Below are 19,837 nucleotides of genomic sequence, written 5' to 3'. Positions count from 1 at the left end.
TCCCGGTTGGTGCTGAGGTTTCAGCAGGTGCGGTTCATTATTTGAACCATCGGTTTGAATTTAGATTGACAGTCCACCCGCTTATCTGTCAACAAAATAACATCTTGGGTGTTTGTTTTTGCGAACCAATGCCCTGTATTCACCCAGATGGAGACCAGATCAGCGCATGGGAACTGTCACCAAGGCATTGTCATTGTTGAATTATTTCGCGCCCGACCGACCCGAAATCGGGTTAAGCGACCTCACCCGCCTGTCAAACATGAACAAGGCAACGGTGTATCGCCTGATGGGCGAGTTGCAGGCGGCGGGATTCGTTGAGCAGGGAGAAGGCGACCGCGCCTATCGGCTGGGACCGCAGGTTTTGCATCTGGCCGCCCTGCGCGAGGCATCGACGCCGATCCTGTCCGTTTCGCGCCGGATCCTGCGCGAGCTGAGCGATGAAACCGGCGAAACCACCCATGTGTCGTTGGGACATGGCAGCTGGGTGCAGACCCTCAGCCATGCCTATTCGCCGCGCCATGCCACCAAGGTCACGATGGAGGATGCCCAGACGGTAACCTATCATGCCACCAGCTCGGGCCTCGCGATCCTGGCCTATGCCGATCCACAGTTTGTCGACAGCATTCTGTCGCAACCCCTGAAAAGTCACACAAACCTAACGCTGGTTGACCCCGATCTCATCCGCAGCAAGCTGGAACAGATCCGCCAGACCGGTCTGGCCGATACGCTGGGCAGCTTTGAGCTGGAAGTGCATTCCCATGCGGTGCCGATTTTTGGTGCCGACCATCGCGCCATTGGGGCACTGGCGGTGGCCGCCCCCGCTGCCCGCATGACTGCCGCGCAACAAGACACCATTCGCGCAGCCCTGCGGCGCGCCGGGGCAGCCCTAACCCATCGTATCGGGGGCCGCGCGCCTGCGGATTACCCCCAGAGCGCAGCCTCGTGACCCTGCCGTTTTTCCTTCAAGATACCCCGGTCCTCTCCGGACCTGATCAGGAGTTTACCAGATGAACGATTCCAATTTCCTCAAAGAACACAATGCAAAATCGCTCTGGCATCCGATGGCGCATCCTGCCGACAGCCTGGCCAATCCGCCAACGATCATCACGGGGGCCAGTGGCGTGCGGATCCGCGACATCGATGGCCATGAAGTCATTGACGCAGTGGGGGGGCTGTGGAACGTCAACCTCGGATTTTCCTGCCAGCCCGTCAAAGATGCCATCGCCGCGCAGCTGGATGTGCTGCCCTATTATTCAACCTTTCGCGGCACCAGCAACGATCAGGTGATCCAGCTGGCGGAAGAGCTGCGCACCTTCTTTGCCCCAGATGGTCTCAGCCGGGCATTCTTTACCTCGGGGGGGTCTGATTCCGTAGAAACTGCCCTGCGCCTGGCACGGCAGTATCACAAGATCCGTGGCGAGGCTGCACGAACCAAATTCCTCAGCCTGAAGAAGGGCTATCACGGCACCCACATGGGCGGGGCCTCGGTCAATGGCAATGCCAACTTCCGCACCCAGTATGAACCGCTCCTGCCCGGTTGCCATCACATCCCCGCGCCCTATACCTACCGCAATCCCTTCAACGAGAGCGACCCGGAACGCCTGGCGCAGCTCTGCCTGCAGGCGCTGGAGGACGAGATCACCTTTCAGGGGGCTGGCACCATCGCCGCCTTCATCATGGAGCCGATCCTGGGCGCCGGCGGGGTGATCCCCCCACATGCAAGCTTCATGCCCGGCGTGCGTGAAATTTGCGACAAATATGGTATCCTGTTGATCGCGGATGAGGTGATCACCGCCTTTGGCCGCACCGGATCCTGGAGCGGATCGCGCCACTGGGGGGTGCAGCCAGATTTCATGTGTACCGCCAAGGCGATCACCAATGGCTATTTCCCCTTTGGCGCAGTGATGATCGCGGATCAGGTGGCCGAGGTATTTGAACAGGACGAAACAGGCCGCGCCGCCATTGGCCATGGCTATACCTATTCAGGCCATCCCGTGGGTGCCGCCGCTGCCCTTTCCTGCCTACAGGAAACCCAGCGCCTGAATGTGCCACAAAACGCCGCCGCCCGTGGGCAAGAGCTGCACCAAGGGCTGCAGGCCCTGCAACAAAAATACGCGCTGATCGGCGATGTGCGCGGTGGTCACGGGCTGATGTGCGCAATGGAGCTGGTTGCAGACCGCGACACCAAATCGGCAGCCGACAAAAAGACCCTCGCCACGCTGCAAGAGGTCACCTATCAGAACGGTACCATGGTGCGGGTCTCTGGCCCCAATATCATCCTGTCGCCCCCCCTGATCCTTAGCGCGCAGGACGTCACCGACATCCTTGCTGCTCTCGACATAGGTTTTGCCGCAGTCAGTTGATATAAGACTGAAAATTTGGTGCGAGGTGGAAATTACCCCAACCAAATAATGCCTCTCGCCTGCCCGCACAGGACAGCGCAGGAAAATGGCCCAAGCACCGGCCCAAGACACAACCGCAGCCGACCAAAGGGAGGCTGCCACCAGATACCATGGCGGGCCCGAAGCATATGCTTTGGGCCCGCTGCCTCTCATAGCGCTGCGCACGCGGCGCGGCACCGTGATATGGCAAGCAACGACGCTGTCGCAGGATCAACCGGTATCGTTTGCCGTCTTGAACACCGGTTCGCCCTGGGTATCCGCACTGATTTCAGGCCGCCAACTGGTTAAAACGGCCCGAACTGTCCGGATTAACTTGCCGCAATCCATGTGACGAAAGGCTTACAATCCCGCAAACCCTTGATGCCGCAAAGCTCGGGACAGAACACCTCCCGCTTCACAAAGCGGAAAAGCGCCAGAATGTCAGACGAAATGCACATAAAAATCGCGCATCCCGTCGCCTTCCAGATCGCGGGTCTTGCGTGCTTCCTTGCGCTTCATAAAGACATGGTTGGCAATCAGATCGCCCCCCACCGCTTTGCACAGAGCATGGTCGCGTTCCAAATCAGCCACCGCGCCTTTCAGGTCAATCGCCGTACCCTCGCGCGCATCCGTCCGATCGAAACCATCTCCTGTCTCCATCGCAGGCAGTGCGTAGCCCTGCTCCACCCCCAACAAAGAGGCCTGCAACACTGCAGCAACCGCCGTATACGGATTGGCGGATGCATCCGCCATGCGATGCTCCAGCCGAGCCTTGGCCCCGCCTTCTGAGCTGATCCGAGTGGTGACATTGCGATGATCCCCCCCCCAATTCTGCCAATAGCCCGACAGAGACCCCGGCTGCAGTCGCATATAGCTGTTGGCGGTGGGCGCGATCAGCCCCGCCAGCCCTTTATGGTGATTCACAACACCCGCCAGGCAGCCCCGCGCCAGATCGTTCATATGTTCTGGCCCGCCACGCGACCCCGAGGACAGGGCATTGCCGCCCACCTCGTTCACGAAGGAATAGTTGATATGCATACCAGACCCGCCGGCCTCGGGCACTGGTTTGGGCATGAAGGTCAGGACGATCCCATATTCCAGCGCGATCTCTCGCGCCATAAGACGGAACAGCACGATATCATCCACCGCCTTCACCGCATCATCAAAGGTCAAGGTGTATTCAAACTGCGGCGAGTCAAATTCCGCCGTGATCATATCCAGCGAAAAACCCATCTCATCTGCCATCGCCCAAATCCGGTCGTTAAACCGCAAAGGATCGGCAAATGGCCCAGTGCCGTAGACCACGCCACCCGGCGCGTCATAGGGCATCAAGCGGCCGCGCTCATCCGCCTGCAGCGCATAGGCTTCCAGCTCGATCCCCACCTTGGGCTGCAAGCCGCGCGCCTGCCAGCCCGCAACAGCCCGCTTCAGCGCCCCGCGTGGGCACAGGGACAGCGGCACCCCATCCACATCAAACAGATCGCCCAGCACGACATTGGTATTGGCATGCCAGCTGTTGCGAATATCGTCATGCTGCCAGCGCAGCTCCATATCTGGCATCCCCTGTTTGACCATCGCCCCCGGCGCATCCAACAGGTCGCGATCATAGTGTGTCCCAAAAACTGAACGACAAAACCGGGTGTCATCATCGCCAATCTTGGCCGCTGGCAGATACTTCCCCCGCATGATGCTAAGGTGGTCGCAGAACATCGCACGCAAGCGGGTTTTCATGGCTTTGATCCTTCTAGGTTGGTCAATCTGCAGAGGCGACTGTGTTTGATCTATTGCAGTCCGTCTTCATCTTGGAACAGAGACCTGTTCCGGTTTCAGAAACATGGCATTACTTAACATATTCAAGGCTAGGCGGGGGCTACTATTTTCGCGCATCCTGGCAAAAGTGGCGCGAGCACAGTGTCACGCGTACCGGCAGCTCTTTTATGCCGCCGACAAAATTTGATCGCAGAAACTTATGCGGCCCGGCAGCCTCGATATGGCTGATGCGCTTGGCCAGTTCTTGAAACAGCACCGTCACCTCCAGCCTCGCCAACCACATGCCCAGGCAGACATGCGGGCCAAACTGCCCAAAAGAAAGATGCCGGTTGGGGCTGCGCATTAGGTTGACCCGAAAAGGATCGTCAAAATAGCTATCATCGCGATTGGCCGAAGCAAACCAATACAGCACCTTATCCCCTTCGCGGATCAGCTTGTCGTGCACCTCGATATCGCGTGTTGCGGTGCGGCGAAAATAGATCGCCGGGGTGGCCCAGCGGATGATCTCATCCGCTGCCGTATCCCAGATGGCACCGCCCGCCTCCATCTGCGCCAACAGCTCAGGCTGGTGACACAGCGCCTGGATCCCTGCCGCAATGGAATAGCGCGTGGTGTCATTTCCCGCCGCCACCAAAAGACAGAAAAAGTTGCGAAACTCCGTCTCGGAAATGATCGAGCCATCCTTGCCCGGTTTTAGGATCATGTTCAGCACCCCTGCCGTATCGCCCGCTTTGGCTTTGTCGGCCATCAACTGCTTGGCATAAAGATACAGTTCCGCCCCGGCCGGGGAATTGAAAGGCATCAACCGAAACTCATCGGTATCCAGCTTGTCCATTACATGGGCCGTAAAATCCGGATCGGTATTGGCAATCAGCGCATCACCCTTTTCCACCAACCAGGGCAAATCCGCCTCGGGCAGGCCAACCACCCGTCCCAGCATCCGCATCGGCAGGGCCCGGGCAATCTGCTTGGTGGCATCAAACTCCCCCTGTTCCAGTACCGGATCCAGAATTTCCGCGCAGATATCGCGAATTTCCTGCTCATACTGCGCCATACTGGTCTTGGAAAAAGCCTTCATCAGCTTCATGCGCACCTGCGAATGCTCTGGCGGATCAGTTTCCTGGAAGGTCCGTCGCGCCAGATATTCCTCATAGCTTTGATCCTCCATGCGGATCCCGCGCGCCGAGGAAAACACCTCGGTATTCTTGTTCATCCGGGTGATATCCTCATAGCGGGTCACCGACCAAAAATTTTCCCCGCCGGGGTACTGGGTCCAATGTATCGGATCGTCGCGACGTAGCCGGGCAAAGGTGTTGTGCGGCGCGCCATGGGCAAAACTGTCATGGCTGCTGAGATCAGCATAGCCGTCGTCCTGTGGTGTCCAGATGGTCATATTGGGCTTCCCGAATATCTCTACTATGTATACTATTGAAGCTCATAAATATGTAAATGTAAAACTGATGAGCTATTCCATGCACTTAGCCATTCTGGTCACGAATACCGACAAGAGCACCTTTGCCGCAAAGCACCCCCTTGATGAAGAGAAGTTCACTCATCTTATTCAAATGGCGCGCCCCGATTGGCTCTGCAGCGCCTTTCAAATTCATGCCGACGATTTTCCGACAGATCTGCAGGCTTTTGATGGCGTGATGATCACAGGCAGCCCCGCCTCAACCCGTAGCGACCTGCCTTGGATCGACCCACTCCTGACACTGATACAGGACATGCACGCCCAAAAGCTGCCCCTGTTCGGTGCCTGCTTTGGCCATCAGGCCATCGCGCTGGCGCTTGGTGGCCAGGTGGCGCAAAACCCCGAAGGCTGGGTACATGGGCTGATCCTGAATCATATGCAGACCCGCCCCTCCTGGACACAGGAACTGCCCGCAGATTTTTCCCTCTACGGCTCTCACAGCGAATACGTCGCCCGGCTGCCCGGCGATGCCATTGAAACCGCACAAAGCAGAGGGCTGAATGCGGGATTTTGCATAGGCAGCCACATCTGGACCAGCCAACACCACCCCGAGATGAGCCATGACTTCATCACCGCCCTGACCGAAGAAATGCGCCACAGCCTTGGCACTGCCGCCTACGCCCGGGCCAAGGACAGCCTGCGCCAACAGGCAGATCAAGCGCTCTTCGCACAAAGCCTGGCTCAGTTCTTTGACCAGGCCGCTTAACTAGGCCGCTTAACCAGCCCCGCTGCGCACAGCCCCGCGCCACGGCCCCGGCAGATTTCATCTTACCCTAAATACCTCCGCCGGAGGCATAGAAACGGCGCAACGCGCCTGCGTAACAGCCACCTAGCCAAGCGCCGCCAAAAGGTCCATCACCGTGACCTGATCAAACTGCACATGCTCAGTCATCTTGGCCCGCGCCGCACTGCGGTCATGGGCAAATATCAGCTCGGCAATCTCGCGATGTTCCCGGGCAGATTGCGCTATCGACCCCGGATACTGATAGCGCGCCCGATAATAGGCCATCAGCTTGCGCGCATTGGTCTTGATCATCTCCAGCAGAAACGGATTGCCCGCCCCCATGGCCACCGCCGCATGAAACTGCAGGTTCAACTGGTAATAGCCATTGGGATCGCCATCGCCCTTTTTGTCGGCATGGGCTTCACAGGCCTGCACCGCCTGCTCCAGCGCCCGGGCCTGATCGGGGGTCATACGCCGCGCCGCCAGCCCTGCCGCCTGGCCCTCCAGGCTGGCGTGCACTTCAAGGATCGCAAGAAACTCTTCCAGTGTCGGCTTGAACAGCACCGCCCCCTTGCGCGGCAAACGCCGGATCAGCCCCGCCGCTTCCAGTTGGATCAGGGCTTCGCGAATTGGGGTACGCGACACGTTATGGCGCGCGGCCAGCCCCGCCTCATCCAGCAGGTCCCCAGGATTTAACGCCCCTGCGTCGATATCCTCAAGGATCGCATTCAATAGCCCTTCGGTCTGCCCTGCCACTGCCCAGCATCCTGTCTTGTCTGTTGCCAAATTCGCCCGCACATTAAGGTGCCGCACCGACCATGGCAACAAAGCCCCCCGGGGGCGTGACGGCGCCTGTCATATCGGGAGCCTTCAACCGGTGCGATGCGGAACTGGACCACGAATGTTCCGGGTCAACTCGGGGGCAACCTCGTCGGCCTCATAAACCCCAAGCAAGATCCCCTTTGCCGCAGATTTTCCGCGCCCGGCTTTGATCTGATCATCGGAAATGGTGGTGCGCTGCGACATTCGCAACCCCCAGTGCCGCAAGCGATCATACATCAGCGATATGACATCATCGTGCTGCGGACTTTGTCCCAAGTCGACCAGTTCTTCCGGGTCTTCTTGCAGATCAAACAACATCGGCGGCAGCCCGCCTTCGGCATGCATAAACTTCCAGCGCACATCGGTCACCATGAACAGCCGTGCATCTTTCGGCTGCAACCCAAGCTTGGCACAGAGCGGCATGGTGGAATAGTCGAACTCTGCCACCGCATAATCGCGCCAGTCCGGCTGCACCCCATGCAGCCAGGGCACCAGCGAATGCCCCTCCAGGATATGCTCCAATGGCGCTCCGCCGGCAAAATCAAGGAAGGTTGGTGCAAGATCGATGGCTTCGACCAGGGCGTCACAGGTGCTGCCCCGCGTCGCATCCGCGGCGGCGCGCGGGTCATAGACAATCAGCGGGACCTTGATCGAAGGCTCATGGAACAGGTTCTTTTCGCCCAGCCAGTGATCGCCCAGATAATCGCCATGATCCGAGGTAATCACCACCATGGTGTCACGCATCCGTCCGGTTTCTTCCAGATAGGCAAACAGCCTGCCCATTTGATCATCCGCCTGTTTGATCAGCCCCATATAGGCTGGGATCACCTTCTGGCGCACCTCTTCGCGGCTAAAGCTTTTGCCGATCGGATTATTCATCATACCGGCAAAAACCGGATGCGCCCCCTCGCGCTCGGTCTCGGAGCGCACGGCCGGCAGCACATCCTCGGGGCCATACATGTCATGATAGGGGGCGGGAACAATATAGGGCCAATGCGGCTTGATATAGCTCAGATGCGCGCACCAGGGCCCTGTCCCGTTGGTGCGCTGGTCTTCCATGAACTCTATCGCCTTGCTGGTCAGCCAGGGCGTTTCGCTGTCCTCTTCGGCAATATTTGCCGGCTTGTCGGCATTGACCATGAACCATCCCGAGGCAAGCTCATCCCCCGCCGCGCCCGGCGTGATGCCGGCATTGGCAAAATCATTCCAGGGGTTGTCGCCGGGATAGCCCCGCTGTTTCAGATATTCGTTATAGGGGCTGCGCTTTGGGTCATAAAATCCCGCCTCCCCCTCTGCCCAGAGCCCGTCATCGCGCACATAGGGATCAAACCCGCATTCGCTTTGCCGTACCCCGATCACGCTGTCCGGGGCCAGGCCCAGCCGCTCCATTCCCACGGCATCCGCCACCATATGGGTCTTGCCGATCAGGCTGCAGCTCATGCCAATGTTGCGCAGATGGTCGCCCATGGTCCATTCGCCAACCTTCAGGGGGTAAGAATTGAACTGCACCCCATGGCTGGACGGATAGCGCCCGGTATAGCTCGACATGCGCGAAGACCCGCAGGTGGGCGATTGCACATAAGCGCGGGTAAAGCGCACCCCCTTGGCCGCCATGGCGTCAATATGCGGGGTCTGCAGATGCGGATGGCCTGCGCAGCTCAGGTAATCAAACCGCAGCTGGTCAAACATAATGTAGAGAATGTTCATCGCGGGCCTCCTCTTCCACTTGTCACAACTATTGAACAGGTGAAGCAAAAATGCGAGGCCAAAACGAAAATCATCTGCGCCCCATTCCGCCCCCGAATCGCCCCCGCGGTGGTCTCAGTTCTCTGCGACACCTACTGCCGGTTCGCCGATCCTCAGCCGGTGATCTCTGGCCGGATTTCGACCAGGAGATCCCCAGCCTTGACCTGCTCGCCAACAGCGCAGGCAATCTGGGTCACGGTGCCCGCGACATCCGCCAGAATTTCATGCTGCATCTTCATTGCCTCCAGCACCGCTAGGGATTGCCCCAAGACGACCACATCCCCCGCCGCGACATGCAGCGCGAACAGATTGCCCGGCATTGGGGCCTGATGCGCCCCGCAGCCTGCCGCAGCTTGGCCCGGCCTGCCCGCGCGCAGCCGCGTCACCTGCAATAGGCGATCCCCGGTGGCCAGAAACAAATCCTGCCCGATCATCTGGTAGCCGCGCAAATCAACCCGATTGCCATCCACGCGCAGGGGCGCGTTGTGCCCGGTATCGCCCTGCACAAAATGCCGGGTGCCGCCCAGATTGATCTCTATGCCCGTACCGCTTTGGCGCAGCAAAGCCAGCACAGGGGCGCTGCCAGACCCGGCCACCTCTAGCAGCATTTGCGTCTGCAAGCCGCCTAGATCGTGCCCTTGGCTGGACCAACCTATCAGCTCGGCAGGGGTCTGGGTCAGCTCGGCCTGTCGCGCCCGTTCGGTCTGGTAGATGAGCGCCGCCGCCAGCGCCAGATCCGCGCTGGGGTTTTGTGCTGGCGGCAGCGGGTCGAAATGATCCGCAATAAAACCCGTCGTCGCCCTGCCATCGACAAAGGCGTCATGCGACAGCACCGCAAGCAGGAAATCGCGATTGCAGGCAAGCCCGAACAGCACCGTCTGGCGCAGGGCGGCCACCAGCCGCTGCAATGCCTGATCCCGCGTGGAACCATGGGCGATCACCTTGGCCAGCATCGGATCATAAAAGGCGCTGACCTCCTGCCCCGTGCGGATCCCTGCATCCACCCGGATCCCCGGCCCCACCGGCGGTTGCCAATCACGGATCTGCCCGGATTGCGGCAAGAACCCCTGCGCCGGATCTTCAGCGTAGAGCCGCACCTCAATGGCATGACCGTTCAAGGCAATGTCGTCTTGCTGCAAGCCCAGAGGATGGCCCCTGGCCACGCTGATCTGTAGCGCCACCAGATCCAGCCCGGTGATCATTTCAGTAACCGGATGTTCCACCTGCAGGCGGGTGTTCATTTCAAGAAAGTAGAAATCGCCGCTGTCATCCAGCAAGAATTCAACCGTACCCGCCCCCAGATAGCCAATGGCCTGTGCCGCCGCGACGGCGGCTGCCCCCATCCTGGCACGCAGCGCAGGCGTCACCACCGGACAGGGGGCCTCTTCGACCACCTTCTGGTGGCGGCGCTGCACGGAACAGTCCCTCTCTGCCAGGTGGATGGTATGGCCGGTGGCATCGGCAAAGATCTGCACCTCCACATGGCGGGGCCGCAGCAGGGCCTTTTCCAGGATCATCTCATCCGAGCCAAATCCAGACAGGGCCTCGCTTTTGGCCAGTTCCAGCGCCGCAGCAAACTCTGAGGGCTCTCGCACCAGACGCATGCCCCGACCGCCGCCCCCGGCTGCCGCCTTGATCATCACCGGATAGCCAATCGCCGTCGCCTCCGCCTGCAGATGTGCCGACGACTGATCCGCCCCCTCATAGCCCGGCAGGCAGGGGACCGCGGCCTTGACCATCCGCCGCTTGGCTTCCGCCTTGTTGCCCATCAGTGCAATCGCAGTGGTGCTGGGGCCAATAAAGACCAGCCCCGCCTTACAGCAGGCGGCGGCAAACTCGGCATTTTCCGACAGGAATCCATAGCCGGGATGCAGCGCCTCTGCACCGCTGTCCTGCGCAGCCTGCAAGATTTTGCCCATATCGAGATAGCTATCGCTCACCGGCCCTGCGCCAATGCAGATCGCCCGATCGGCAAACGCCACATGTGGGGCATCGGCATCCGCCTCGGTATAGATGGCGATACAGGTCAGCCCCAGCTGGCGCGCGGTACGCATGATGCGCAGGGCAATTTCCCCCCGGTTGGCCACCAGGATTGATGTGAAATCTGTCATAACTGTGCCCCCCTCAGGCCCGCCCAACGCCAAAGACATTGGGGTTCAGATCACGGTGGCGCGCCTCTTGGCAGGTGGCCAAACAAAAGCCGATGACCGCCCGGCTGTCGCGTGGGTCGATCATCCCCATATCCAGCATCCGCCCCGAGGTGAAAAACGCATCCGACTGGCCATCAAAATGGGCGGTGATACCCACGCGCTGCTTGGCCAGGCGGGCTTCATCCACCTCGACACCTTTGCGCGCGGCGGTGCGGCGCGCCACCTGCTCCATGGTCAGCGCTGCCTGTGCACCGCCCATCACGCCCGTCATGGCATTGGGCCACGTGAACAGGAAATCGGCACCAAAGGCATGGCCGCACATACCGTAATTGCCCGCGCCAAAGCTGGCACCGGTATAGAGCGAAATCTTGGGCACCCGCAGGTTGGTCACCGCCTGGATCATCTTGGCACCATGTTTGATCATGCCCGCGCGCTCATAGGCGCTGCCCACCATATAGCCGGTGGTATTGCCGAGAAAAATCACCGGTGTGCCCGCCTGATCCATCAGTTGCAGAAAATGCGTCGCCTTGGTGGCACCATCCGGGTCAATCGGGCCATTGTTGCCCAGAATGCCCACTGGCTGACCCATGATATGCGCCTGCAGGCAGACCAGCGCCGCGCCGTAGCCGGGCTTAAAATCACGCAGCACAGAGCCATCCACCAGTCGCGCCGCCAGTTCGCGCATATCATAGGGTTTGGCGTAGTCCACCGGCACCACCCCGGCAAGTTCATCTGGCGGATACAGCGGCGCGTCATAGGCGGCAACCGGGGCGCTGCTGCGGGGCCAGCCCAGCCCCGCCACCACATCGCGGGCAATTTCCAGCCCATGAGCATCATCCTCGGCCAGGTACTCCACCAGGCCAGTGACCTCGGCATGCATCTCGGCACCGCCCAGCTCGGCGTCACTGGCCACTTCACCCGTCGCAGCCTGTACCAGTGCCGCCCCCGCCAGCATCGCCATGCCGTTGCCTTTAACCCCGATCACATAGTCCGATAGCCCCGGCTGATAGGCACCGCCAGCGGTTGAGGCTCCGTGCAGCACCGTGATAACCGGATTGCCCGCCGCCGACAGCCGCGCCAGCCCGGCAAACATGCCCCCGCCATGCGCCCAGAGTTCAACCGTATAGCGCATCAGATCCGCCCCGGCGCTTTCAACCAGATGCACAAAAGGCAGCTTTTGCTTCAGCGCGATATCAATAGCACCCAGCGCCTTGTCCACCGATTTCCCGGTCATCGCCCCAGCATTGATGCCCGCATCATCAACAAAAACCAGACAGCGCACCCCAGAGACATAGCCTATTCCCAGGATGATAGAGGCTCCGGGGATCGAGGTCTCAGGATCCGGGTCATCCACCAGATACGAGGCCATGTTGTACAGCTCAAGAAATGGCATGCCGGGATCCAGCAAAGCCGCCAAGCGTTCGCGCGGCGACAGCTGGTCGCGTTTGTCAAAGACTGGGCGGCGTTCCTCTGACTTGGCTGCGGCGCGGGCCTCAAGGGCGCGCATCCGGTCAACCAGTGCCAGCATCTGGGCGCGGTTGCTGGCAAAGCTGTCACTGGTGGGTTTGATCTTGCTGTGAAACGCCGTCATCGGGAGGTCCTTATTGCAAAAGCCAGAGCAGAGCGGCGAGCAGCAGGCCGGGCCTGCTGCACCACTGGATAATCAAACGCCATCAACCCTGCCCTCGCAGTCGATCCAGAAGGTCAGCATCCACTAGAACCGGGGCCGCAAGCAAGAGCTGGGCATAGCCCTTGGCCTGCGGGTCATTGCGCAATGACGAGGTCCCGCCACCGCCCAGCGCCCCATGCAGCAATATGTTCATCGCAAAGCATCCCGGCAGGTAGAAGCGTTCAATCGCGGCCTGCTCTGCCGCGTCGCTCTCTTGTAAAAAGTGGCCAAAAACCCGCCGCAGATGCGCAGGCGTCAGCACCGCCCAGATCCAGGGCATCAGGACGGGATCGCGGGCCAGCACACCGATATTGGCGATATTGCCCTTGTCGCCACTGCGCGCCCAGGCCAGATCAATCAGCGGCACCTCGCACAGTTGGTCGGCCTGCGGGGCCGCTGGGGGGGGCGGGGCCTGGTGTGCCGGGGCTGCCGGGCCGGGCTGGGCAACATATTCGGTTGCGCCAAAATCATCCGACACCCGCGCAGAGACCTGACCCTTGGGCGTCAGATAGGAAAACAGTGCCAGCACCGGCGTCGGTTTTGGCCGCGCCCCGGCAAAGCCGCTCAGCCCCGGAGGCGTCGCCAAGCCCAGGCCGGTGGCCTCTTTCAGGAACAAGGCAACGGCGCGGGCATCTGGGTGGCGTACGGCGACCTTGGCCACAACCTCGCGCTGCGGACCTGCCTGACGCATCGCGCCAAACTGGCTCTCCGCGCCCAGCAACTCGACACTGACATCGGTGTAATCCGGCGCTTGCATCCGGCGCAAAGCCGCGCGACAGCGCCGGAGCACCGTGTCGGCAAAGTGGCGCGCCTTTTCCTCGGCCTCCAACCCGTAAAAGGTGAAAACATGCCCGGTGCGAAAGCCATCGTGCCAGGTCAGACAGGTCTTGTAGCTGTCCGGCACCGCCAGCCCACGCGCGCCCTGAACCAGAACCCGGTCGACACCGGTCTCTGTCAGCGTCACATCCGAGAAATCACAGGCCACATCCGGCAAGAGATAGGCCTGCGGATCGCCGATCTCATAAAGCAGCTGCTCTCCCACCGTGGCGCGCGAAACCAGACCACCGGTGCCTGCAGGTTTGGTCACTTCAAAACTGCCATCGGGGCGCATGTCGGCAATCGGATAACCAATGTTATCCAGATCCTGCGCCACCGCGCGCCAATCGGTGAAATTGCCGCCCGTGGCCTGGGGGCCGCATTCCAGGATATGGCCCGCCAGGCTACCGCCTGCCAGGGCATCCAGATCCTGCGGCCCCCAGCCAAAATGATGTATCGCCGCGCCCAGCGTCACTGCGCTGTCAACGCAGCGGCCCGTGATGACGATATCGGCCCCACGGTCCAGTGCCTGCGCAATGGGAAAGCCCCCCAGATAGGCATTGATGCTAGCAATCTGCCCCCGGGGCGGCATCTGAGCGCCAGAAAACATATCCTGCGGCGCACGGGCGGCGATCTCGTCGCGCTGCGCCATCAGGTCATCGCCGGTGATCACTGCTACCCGCAGGGCCAGACCCTGCGCCTTGATCTCGGCCCGCAGCGCTGCCGCGCAGGCCTCTGGGTTCACGCCGCCCGCGTTGGAGATGATCCGCAGGCCCTGCCGGGCGATCTCGGTCAGGTTTGGCACCATGGCCGAAGTGATGAAATCCGTGGCATAGCCCGCCGCCGCATCCCGCGACCGGGCCCGCGCCAAGATCGCCATGGTGATCTCGGCCAGGTAATCATAAACGATAAAGTTCAGCCCGCCAGCCGCCAGCAATTGCGGTGTCGCCAGGCTGGCATCGCCCCAGAATCCACTGGCTCCGCCAATGCGCAATTGCTGTGACATCTGCGCCTCTCCCCTATCCTGTCTCCCCCGGTCAAGAACAGACCGATCGTTCTGTTTAGCGTGGTGCAGACAACGTCCAACGCGCAAGGAAAAACCCGAACATCCGCACAGGACGTTAAGTCACAAACTCAGACATGTTACAGAGTTATCAAATATGACATTTTAGTGTTACGTTTTACTTGCCACGAATCGGCGATAGGCTTAACACCGACCCAACGGTCGGCTTATTCAGCCAACAGATCAGGAGACGCGCTCACCATGGATGCATTCATCTGCGATGCCACCCGCACCCCCATTGGCCGCTACGGCGGCGCCCTATCCCAGGTTCGCACCGATGATTTGGCCGCTGCGCCGATCGCCGCGCTGGCCGCCCGCAATCCGCAGGTCGATTGGGCCAGCATTGATGATGTGATCTTTGGCGATGCTAACCAGGCTGGCGAAAGCAACCGCAATGTGGCCCGTATGGCCGCCCTGCTGGCAGGTCTGCCCGTGGATGTGCCCGGCACTACCATCAACCGGCTCTGTGCCTCTGGCATGGATGCGGTTGGCATGGCGTCCCGAGGGATCCGCGCAGGCGATTATGATATGGCTATCGCAGGCGGGGTCGAAAGCATGAGCCGGGCACCCTTTGTAATGCCCAAGGCCACGTCCGCCTTTACCCGCGCCAATGCAGTTTATGACACCACCATCGGCTGGCGCTTTGTGAACAAGAAAATGCAGGCGCTGCATGGCACCGACTCGATGCCGCAAACGGCCGACAATGTCGCGGCCGATTATGACATCAGCCGCGCCGACCAGGATGCCTTTGCCGCCCGCAGTCAGGCCCGTTGGGCCGCCGCGCATGCCGCAGGTGTCTTTGGCGATGAGATCACGCCTGTATCTGTGCCCCAGCGCAAGGGCGAAGCGCTGATCGTCGACACCGATGAACACCCCCGCCCTGGCACTGGTGTGGATAAGCTGAGCAAGCTGAAGGGCGTCAATGGCCCTGATCTGACGGTGACTGCCGGCAATGCCTCGGGCGTCAATGACGGTGCTGCCGCCATCCTGATGGCAAACGAAGCCGCCGCGGCCAAGAACGGGCTGACACCAATGGCCCGCATCGTCGGCATGGCCGCCGCCGGGGTTGAACCCCGTGTCATGGGCATTGGCCCAGTGCCCGCCACCCGCAAGGTTCTGGCCCGCACTGGACTGACCATCGAACAGATGGATGTGATAGAATTGAACGAGGCCTTTGCGAGTCAAGGCCTGGCGACCCTCCGGGAGCTTGGCATTGCCGATGACGCCCCCCATGTTAATCCCAATGGTGGCGCCATCGCCCTTGGCCATCCGCTGGGCATGTCCGGTGCCCGTCTGGTGCTGACAGCCGCCTATCAATTGCAACGCACCGGCGGGCGCTATGCGCTCTGCACCATGTGCGTTGGTGTCGGTCAGGGCACCGCCCTGATCCTGGAACGCGTCTAAGCCAGTAACCCCAATCGGGAGGAGCAAGTCATGTATGCACAGATGGTCAAATCCGAAGCCTCAACGGATGATCCGGAAAAACTGGCCGCCTTTCAGGCCCGCATTGATGCCGGAGAAAAGATCGAGCCCAAGGACTGGATGCCCGCGGGCTATCGCAAAACCCTGATCCGCCAGATCGGTCAGCACGCCCATTCGGAAATTGTCGGCCAGTTGCCCGAAGGCAACTGGATCACCCGCGCGCCGACACTGGAACGCAAGGCGATCCTGCTGGCCAAGGTGCAGGACGAGGCTGGCCACGGCCTCTACCTCTATTGCGCAGCTGAAACGCTGGGGGTCTCCCGCGATGAGCTGACCGAGATGCTGCTGGATGGGCGGATGAAATATTCGTCCATCTTCAACTACCCGACGCTGAACTGGGCCGATATGGGCGCAGTAGGCTGGCTGGTGGATGGCGCGGCCATTTTGAACCAGGTGCCGCTGCAGCGGACCTCCTTTGGTCCCTATTCGCGCGCCATGATCCGGGTCTGCAAAGAAGAGAGCTTCCATGCGCGCCAGGGCTTTGATGCCATCCGCAAGATGGCCAACGGCACGCCCGCGCAAAAGAAAATGGCACAGGACGCGCTCAACCGGCTGTGGTTCCCGGCACTGATGATGTTTGGACCGTCAGATGCCGATTCCGTGCACTCGACCCAGTCGATGGCCTGGAAGATCAAGATGAACACCAATGACGAGCTGCGCCAGAAATTTGTCGACCAGACAGTGCCGCAGATCGAATTCCTGGGGCTCGACCTGCCAGACGCAGGCATCACATGGAACGAAGAGCGCGGTCACTATGACTATTCCGATCCCGATTGGGACGAATTCTTTGATGTGATCCAGGGCAATGGCCCCTGCAACACCGACCGGCTCGCAGCGCGCAACAAGGCCTGGCAAGACGGCCAGTGGGTGCGCGATGGCTTGCTGGCGCATGCCCGCAAGAAGGCCGCCCGCAAGGTAGCCGCCGAGTAAACAACCGCTTCCCTGCCCCTCGCGCAGGACTGCACAGCCAGGAGAACTGAGCTATGAAAAACGAATGGCCCCTCTGGGAAGTCTTCATCCGTGGTCAGCACGGTCTAAGCCACCGTCACGTCGGCAGCCTGCATGCGCCGGATGCGGAAATGGCGATCAAGAACGCTCGCGATGTCTATACCCGCCGCAATGAAGGCGTGTCGATCTGGGTGGTCGAGGCCAATAATATCGCGGCCTCTTCGCCCAGCGACAAGGGTCCGCTGTATGAACCTTCCGAGAGCAAGGTCTACCGCCATCCCACGTTCTTTGACATCCCAGATGAAGTGGGGGCAATGTAATGGCCGCCACGCTTACACAAGATGAGGCCCTGTTTCAGTTCCTGCTGCGCATGGGCGACAACACCCTGATCCTGGGGCACCGGGTCAGCGAATGGTGCGGCCATGCGCCAGTGCTGGAAGAAGACATTGCCCTGGCCAATACCGCACTGGATCTGATTGGTCAGACCCAGATGTGGCTGGGCCTCGCCGGAGAGGTGCAGGGCGCAGGAAAATCGGCAGATGATCTGGCGTTTTTGCGTGATGTCTGGGATTTTCGCAATGTGCTGCTGGTCGAGGTTCCAAACGCGGATTTTGGCCGCACCCTGATGCGCCAGTTCCTGTTTGATGCCTGGCATTCGATCCAGCTGGGCCATCTGATGAAATCTTCAGATCCACGCATTGCTGCCATTGCCGCAAAGACCTCGAAAGAGGTGGCCTACCACCTGGAGCGCTCTGCCGATACGGTTGTGGGCTTGGGCGACGGCACCGAGGAAAGCCATGGCTTCATACAGGCCGCTCTGGATTATCTCTGGCCCTATGTCGGCGAGATGTTCACATCAGACGCCGTCGATGCGGCCATGGTCGACGCGGGTATCGCGCCGGATCCAGCCTCTTTGCGCAGCGATTATGACGCGCTGGTCCTACGGGTTCTGGAGGATGCAACGCTGACCGTTCCCGACAGCCGGTTCGCCCATAAGGGGGGCCGCACCGGTGCCATGCATACCGAGCACCTGGGCCATCTGCTAACCCAGATGCAATGGCTGCAACGCGCCTACCCCGGTGCCAGCTGGTAAAACAGAAGGGCCGTGCCAGCCCCCGCATGGGGGCGCAAGCGTCTTCCCGCTTGGCCAGAGGCACGCCTTTGGTTTGACGGGAAAATCCTGGCGTTGCCCGGCAACCCGCCGGGCGGGATTTTCAAACGAGGTAAATCGTATGAGCCAAGCTACAACTCAGCCAAGCACAGACCAGATCTGGGAATGGCTCGACACGGTGCCAGACCCGGAAATCCCGGTGATCAGCCTGGTCGATCTGGGCATCATTCGCGGCGTTGAATGGCAGGATGACACCCTTGTGGTCTCTGTCACGCCCACCTATTCCGGCTGCCCGGCAACGGCGATTATCAACCTCGATATCGAAACCGCGCTACGGGACCGGGGGATCGACAAGATCCAGCTCAAAACCCAGATTTCACCCGCCTGGACCACCGACTGGATGTCCAAGAAGGGCCGGGCCAAGCTGGAAGACTATGGCATTGCGCCCCCCCAGGCGGCGGGCGGCCCTGAACGCTGCCCCAATTGCCAAAGCAAGAATGTCACCCGTGTGAGCCAGTTCGGCTCTACCCCCTGTAAGGCACACTGGCGTTGCCAGGACTGTCTTGAACCCTTTGATTATTTCAAGTGCATCTGAGGAGAGCTCCATGGCGCGCTTCCACCAACTCGACGTTACCGATGTCCGCAAAACCATCCGCGATGCGGTTGTCGTCTCGCTGAAACCCAGCGCAGACGCCGAAGGGGACTTTGACTTCACCCAAGGCCAGTATCTGACCTTTCGCCGCGATTTTGACGGCGAAGAACTCCGGCGCAGCTATTCGATCTGTGCAGGCAAAGACGACGGCATCCTGCAGGTTGGCATCAAACGGGTGGATGGCGGTGCCTTTTCGACCTGGGCCAATACCGATCTAAAGCCAGGCGACAAGATCGAAGCCATGCCGCCCATGGGCAGTTTCTTTACCCCGCTGGATGCGGCAAGTCAGAAAAACTATCTTGGCTTTGCTGGTGGGTCTGGCATCACTCCGGTGCTGTCGATCCTGAAAACCACACTGGCAGCCGAGCCAAACGCCTCTTTCACGCTGGTTTACGCCAACCGGGGCGTCAACACGATCATGTTCCGCGAAGAGCTGGAGGATCTGAAAAACCTGTATATGGGGCGGTTCAACGTCATCCATATTCTGGAATCCGACGCTCAGGACATTGATCTGTTCACCGGCTTGGTCACGCAGGAAAAATGCGCCCAGCTGTTTGAAAGCTGGATTGATATCAAATCGGTCGACACCGCCTTCATTTGTGGCCCCGAACCGATGATGCTGGGCATCGCCGCTGCCCTGCGCGACGCCGGGCTGGACGAAGCACAGATCAAGTTCGAACTCTTCGCCAGCGCCCAGCCGGGCCGGGCCAAGCGCAAGGCAAACGGCAGCACCGCAGCCAGCCGCGACAATCAGACCAGCGCCGCCATCACACTGGATGGTGCCACCCAGACCGTGCAGATGGGCAAGGATACAACGCTACTGGATGCGGCGCTGGAAAACGCCATGGATGCGCCCTACGCCTGCAAGGCCGGGGTCTGTTCTACCTGTCGCTGCAAGGTGATCGAAGGCGAGGTCGAGATGGTCGCCAACCATGCGCTTGAAGATTACGAGGTCGAAAAGGGCTATGTACTGTCCTGTCAGGCCTTTCCAGTGACCGACAGGGTTGTTGTCGATTACGATCAATAACGCGT

General features: G+C 60.4%; 16 protein-coding genes. 9 read left to right on the top strand and 7 right to left on the bottom strand.

Annotation, left to right across the window (positions count from 1 at the left end):
* The first annotated feature begins 166 nt into the window (after nucleotides 1-166).
* Together LRK71_RS10695 and LRK71_RS10690 are read left to right on the top strand one after the other, a co-directional pair.
* Nucleotides 167-946 (top strand): IclR family transcriptional regulator, encoded by a 780-nt coding sequence (locus LRK71_RS10695; RefSeq protein ID WP_232403311.1) that lies wholly within the window; start codon nucleotides 167-169, stop codon nucleotides 944-946.
* A gap of 61 nt (nucleotides 947-1,007) precedes the next feature.
* On the top strand, nucleotides 1,008-2,363 hold the full coding sequence (locus LRK71_RS10690; RefSeq protein ID WP_232403310.1) for an aspartate aminotransferase family protein: 1,356 nt from the start codon (nucleotides 1,008-1,010) through the stop codon (nucleotides 2,361-2,363).
* Between the two features lie 459 nt (nucleotides 2,364-2,822).
* On the opposite strand, the gene LRK71_RS10685 is transcribed toward LRK71_RS10690, so the two are convergent.
* Both LRK71_RS10685 and LRK71_RS10680 read right to left on the bottom strand, forming a co-directional pair.
* Nucleotides 2,823-4,112 carry a type I glutamate--ammonia ligase gene (locus tag LRK71_RS10685; RefSeq protein WP_232403308.1) on the bottom strand — a complete coding sequence of 430 codons (1,290 nt, stop codon included), beginning with the start codon at nucleotides 4,110-4,112 and terminating at the stop codon, nucleotides 2,823-2,825.
* Nucleotides 4,113-4,254: 142 nt separating this feature from the next.
* Nucleotides 4,255-5,544 (bottom strand): cytochrome P450, encoded by a 1,290-nt coding sequence (locus LRK71_RS10680; RefSeq protein ID WP_232403306.1) that lies wholly within the window; start codon nucleotides 5,542-5,544, stop codon nucleotides 4,255-4,257.
* Between the two features lie 79 nt (nucleotides 5,545-5,623).
* On the opposite strand from LRK71_RS10680, the gene LRK71_RS10675 reads away from it, so the two are divergent.
* Complete coding sequence (locus LRK71_RS10675; RefSeq protein WP_232403294.1) at nucleotides 5,624-6,328, top strand: type 1 glutamine amidotransferase; 705 nt, start codon at nucleotides 5,624-5,626, stop codon at nucleotides 6,326-6,328.
* A 123-nt stretch (nucleotides 6,329-6,451) separates the two neighbouring features.
* Here LRK71_RS10675 and LRK71_RS10670 read toward each other — a convergent pair whose 3' ends face one another.
* From LRK71_RS10670 to LRK71_RS10650, 5 genes are all read right to left on the bottom strand, one after another.
* Nucleotides 6,452-7,102 carry a GntR family transcriptional regulator gene (locus LRK71_RS10670; protein WP_232403292.1) on the bottom strand — a complete coding sequence of 217 codons (651 nt, stop codon included), beginning with the start codon at nucleotides 7,100-7,102 and terminating at the stop codon, nucleotides 6,452-6,454.
* A gap of 114 nt (nucleotides 7,103-7,216) precedes the next feature.
* Nucleotides 7,217-8,875 carry a sulfatase-like hydrolase/transferase gene (locus LRK71_RS10665; protein WP_232403291.1) on the bottom strand — a complete coding sequence of 553 codons (1,659 nt, stop codon included), beginning with the start codon at nucleotides 8,873-8,875 and terminating at the stop codon, nucleotides 7,217-7,219.
* Between the two features lie 152 nt (nucleotides 8,876-9,027).
* The gene (locus LRK71_RS10660; RefSeq protein ID WP_232403290.1) at nucleotides 9,028-11,025 is read right to left on the bottom strand and encodes an acetyl/propionyl/methylcrotonyl-CoA carboxylase subunit alpha; all 1,998 of its coding nucleotides are present in this window, start codon (nucleotides 11,023-11,025) and stop codon (nucleotides 9,028-9,030) included.
* 13 nt (nucleotides 11,026-11,038) lie between these two features.
* Entirely contained in the window at nucleotides 11,039-12,655 is a 1,617-nt protein-coding gene (locus tag LRK71_RS10655) for an acyl-CoA carboxylase subunit beta (protein WP_232403289.1), read from the bottom strand.
* An 82-nt stretch (nucleotides 12,656-12,737) separates the two neighbouring features.
* A complete protein-coding gene (locus LRK71_RS10650) occupies nucleotides 12,738-14,555 on the bottom strand; it encodes an acyclic terpene utilization AtuA family protein (protein ID WP_232403288.1) in 1,818 nt (605 codons plus the stop codon).
* A 258-nt stretch (nucleotides 14,556-14,813) separates the two neighbouring features.
* Here LRK71_RS10650 and pcaF point away from each other — a divergent pair, with 258 nt between their 5' ends.
* The 6 genes from pcaF (at nucleotide 14,814) to paaE (ending at nucleotide 19,832) form a co-directional block, all read left to right on the top strand.
* A complete protein-coding gene (gene pcaF / locus LRK71_RS10645; RefSeq protein ID WP_232403287.1) occupies nucleotides 14,814-16,016 on the top strand; it encodes a 3-oxoadipyl-CoA thiolase in 1,203 nt (400 codons plus the stop codon).
* Nucleotides 16,017-16,046: 30 nt separating this feature from the next.
* Nucleotides 16,047-17,024 (top strand): 1,2-phenylacetyl-CoA epoxidase subunit PaaA, encoded by a 978-nt coding sequence (gene paaA / locus LRK71_RS10640; RefSeq protein WP_232403286.1) that lies wholly within the window; start codon nucleotides 16,047-16,049, stop codon nucleotides 17,022-17,024.
* Nucleotides 17,025-17,077: 53 nt separating this feature from the next.
* Nucleotides 17,078-17,362, top strand: a complete 285-nt coding sequence (gene paaB, locus LRK71_RS10635) for a 1,2-phenylacetyl-CoA epoxidase subunit PaaB (RefSeq protein WP_232403285.1) — start codon at nucleotides 17,078-17,080, stop codon at nucleotides 17,360-17,362.
* The gene (paaC, locus tag LRK71_RS10630) at nucleotides 17,362-18,135 is read left to right on the top strand and encodes a 1,2-phenylacetyl-CoA epoxidase subunit PaaC (protein ID WP_232403281.1); all 774 of its coding nucleotides are present in this window, start codon (nucleotides 17,362-17,364) and stop codon (nucleotides 18,133-18,135) included. The genes paaB and paaC overlap by 1 nt, the downstream gene beginning before the upstream one ends.
* 139 nt (nucleotides 18,136-18,274) lie before the next feature.
* Nucleotides 18,275-18,748 carry a 1,2-phenylacetyl-CoA epoxidase subunit PaaD gene (gene paaD / locus LRK71_RS10625; protein ID WP_232403278.1) on the top strand — a complete coding sequence of 158 codons (474 nt, stop codon included), beginning with the start codon at nucleotides 18,275-18,277 and terminating at the stop codon, nucleotides 18,746-18,748.
* 10 nt (nucleotides 18,749-18,758) lie between these two features.
* Entirely contained in the window at nucleotides 18,759-19,832 is a 1,074-nt protein-coding gene (gene paaE / locus LRK71_RS10620; protein WP_232403277.1) for a 1,2-phenylacetyl-CoA epoxidase subunit PaaE, read from the top strand.
* Nucleotides 19,833-19,837: the final 5 nt, after the last annotated feature.

It is taken from the genome of Pseudophaeobacter flagellatus (assembly GCF_021228235.1).
GTDB lineage: Bacteria > Pseudomonadota > Alphaproteobacteria > Rhodobacterales > Rhodobacteraceae > Pseudophaeobacter > Pseudophaeobacter flagellatus.
Note: the sequence above shows the minus strand (reverse complement) of the source record. Positions and strands in the feature narration are given on the sequence as shown.

Bases quoted from the DNA above. Each gene is read 5' to 3' on its own strand.
- LRK71_RS10695 (WP_232403311.1), top strand. From the start codon at position 167: ATGGGAACTGTCACCAAGGCATTGTCATTGTTGAATTATTTCGCGCCC.
- LRK71_RS10690 (WP_232403310.1), top strand. From the start codon at position 1,008: ATGAACGATTCCAATTTCCTCAAAGAACACAATGCAAAATCGCTCTGG.
- LRK71_RS10685 (WP_232403308.1), bottom strand. From the start codon at position 4,112: ATGAAAACCCGCTTGCGTGCGATGTTCTGCGACCACCTTAGCATCATG.
- LRK71_RS10680 (WP_232403306.1), bottom strand. From the start codon at position 5,544: ATGACCATCTGGACACCACAGGACGACGGCTATGCTGATCTCAGCAGC.
- LRK71_RS10675 (WP_232403294.1), top strand. From the start codon at position 5,624: ATGCACTTAGCCATTCTGGTCACGAATACCGACAAGAGCACCTTTGCC.
- LRK71_RS10665 (WP_232403291.1), bottom strand. From the start codon at position 8,875: ATGAACATTCTCTACATTATGTTTGACCAGCTGCGGTTTGATTACCTG.
- LRK71_RS10660 (WP_232403290.1), bottom strand. From the start codon at position 11,025: ATGACAGATTTCACATCAATCCTGGTGGCCAACCGGGGGGAAATTGCC.
- LRK71_RS10655 (WP_232403289.1), bottom strand. From the start codon at position 12,655: ATGACGGCGTTTCACAGCAAGATCAAACCCACCAGTGACAGCTTTGCC.
- LRK71_RS10650 (WP_232403288.1), bottom strand. From the start codon at position 14,555: ATGTCACAGCAATTGCGCATTGGCGGAGCCAGTGGATTCTGGGGCGAT.
- pcaF (WP_232403287.1), top strand. From the start codon at position 14,814: ATGGATGCATTCATCTGCGATGCCACCCGCACCCCCATTGGCCGCTAC.
- paaA (WP_232403286.1), top strand. From the start codon at position 16,047: ATGTATGCACAGATGGTCAAATCCGAAGCCTCAACGGATGATCCGGAA.
- paaB (WP_232403285.1), top strand. From the start codon at position 17,078: ATGAAAAACGAATGGCCCCTCTGGGAAGTCTTCATCCGTGGTCAGCAC.
- paaC (WP_232403281.1), top strand. From the start codon at position 17,362: ATGGCCGCCACGCTTACACAAGATGAGGCCCTGTTTCAGTTCCTGCTG.
- paaD (WP_232403278.1), top strand. From the start codon at position 18,275: ATGAGCCAAGCTACAACTCAGCCAAGCACAGACCAGATCTGGGAATGG.
- paaE (WP_232403277.1), top strand. From the start codon at position 18,759: ATGGCGCGCTTCCACCAACTCGACGTTACCGATGTCCGCAAAACCATC.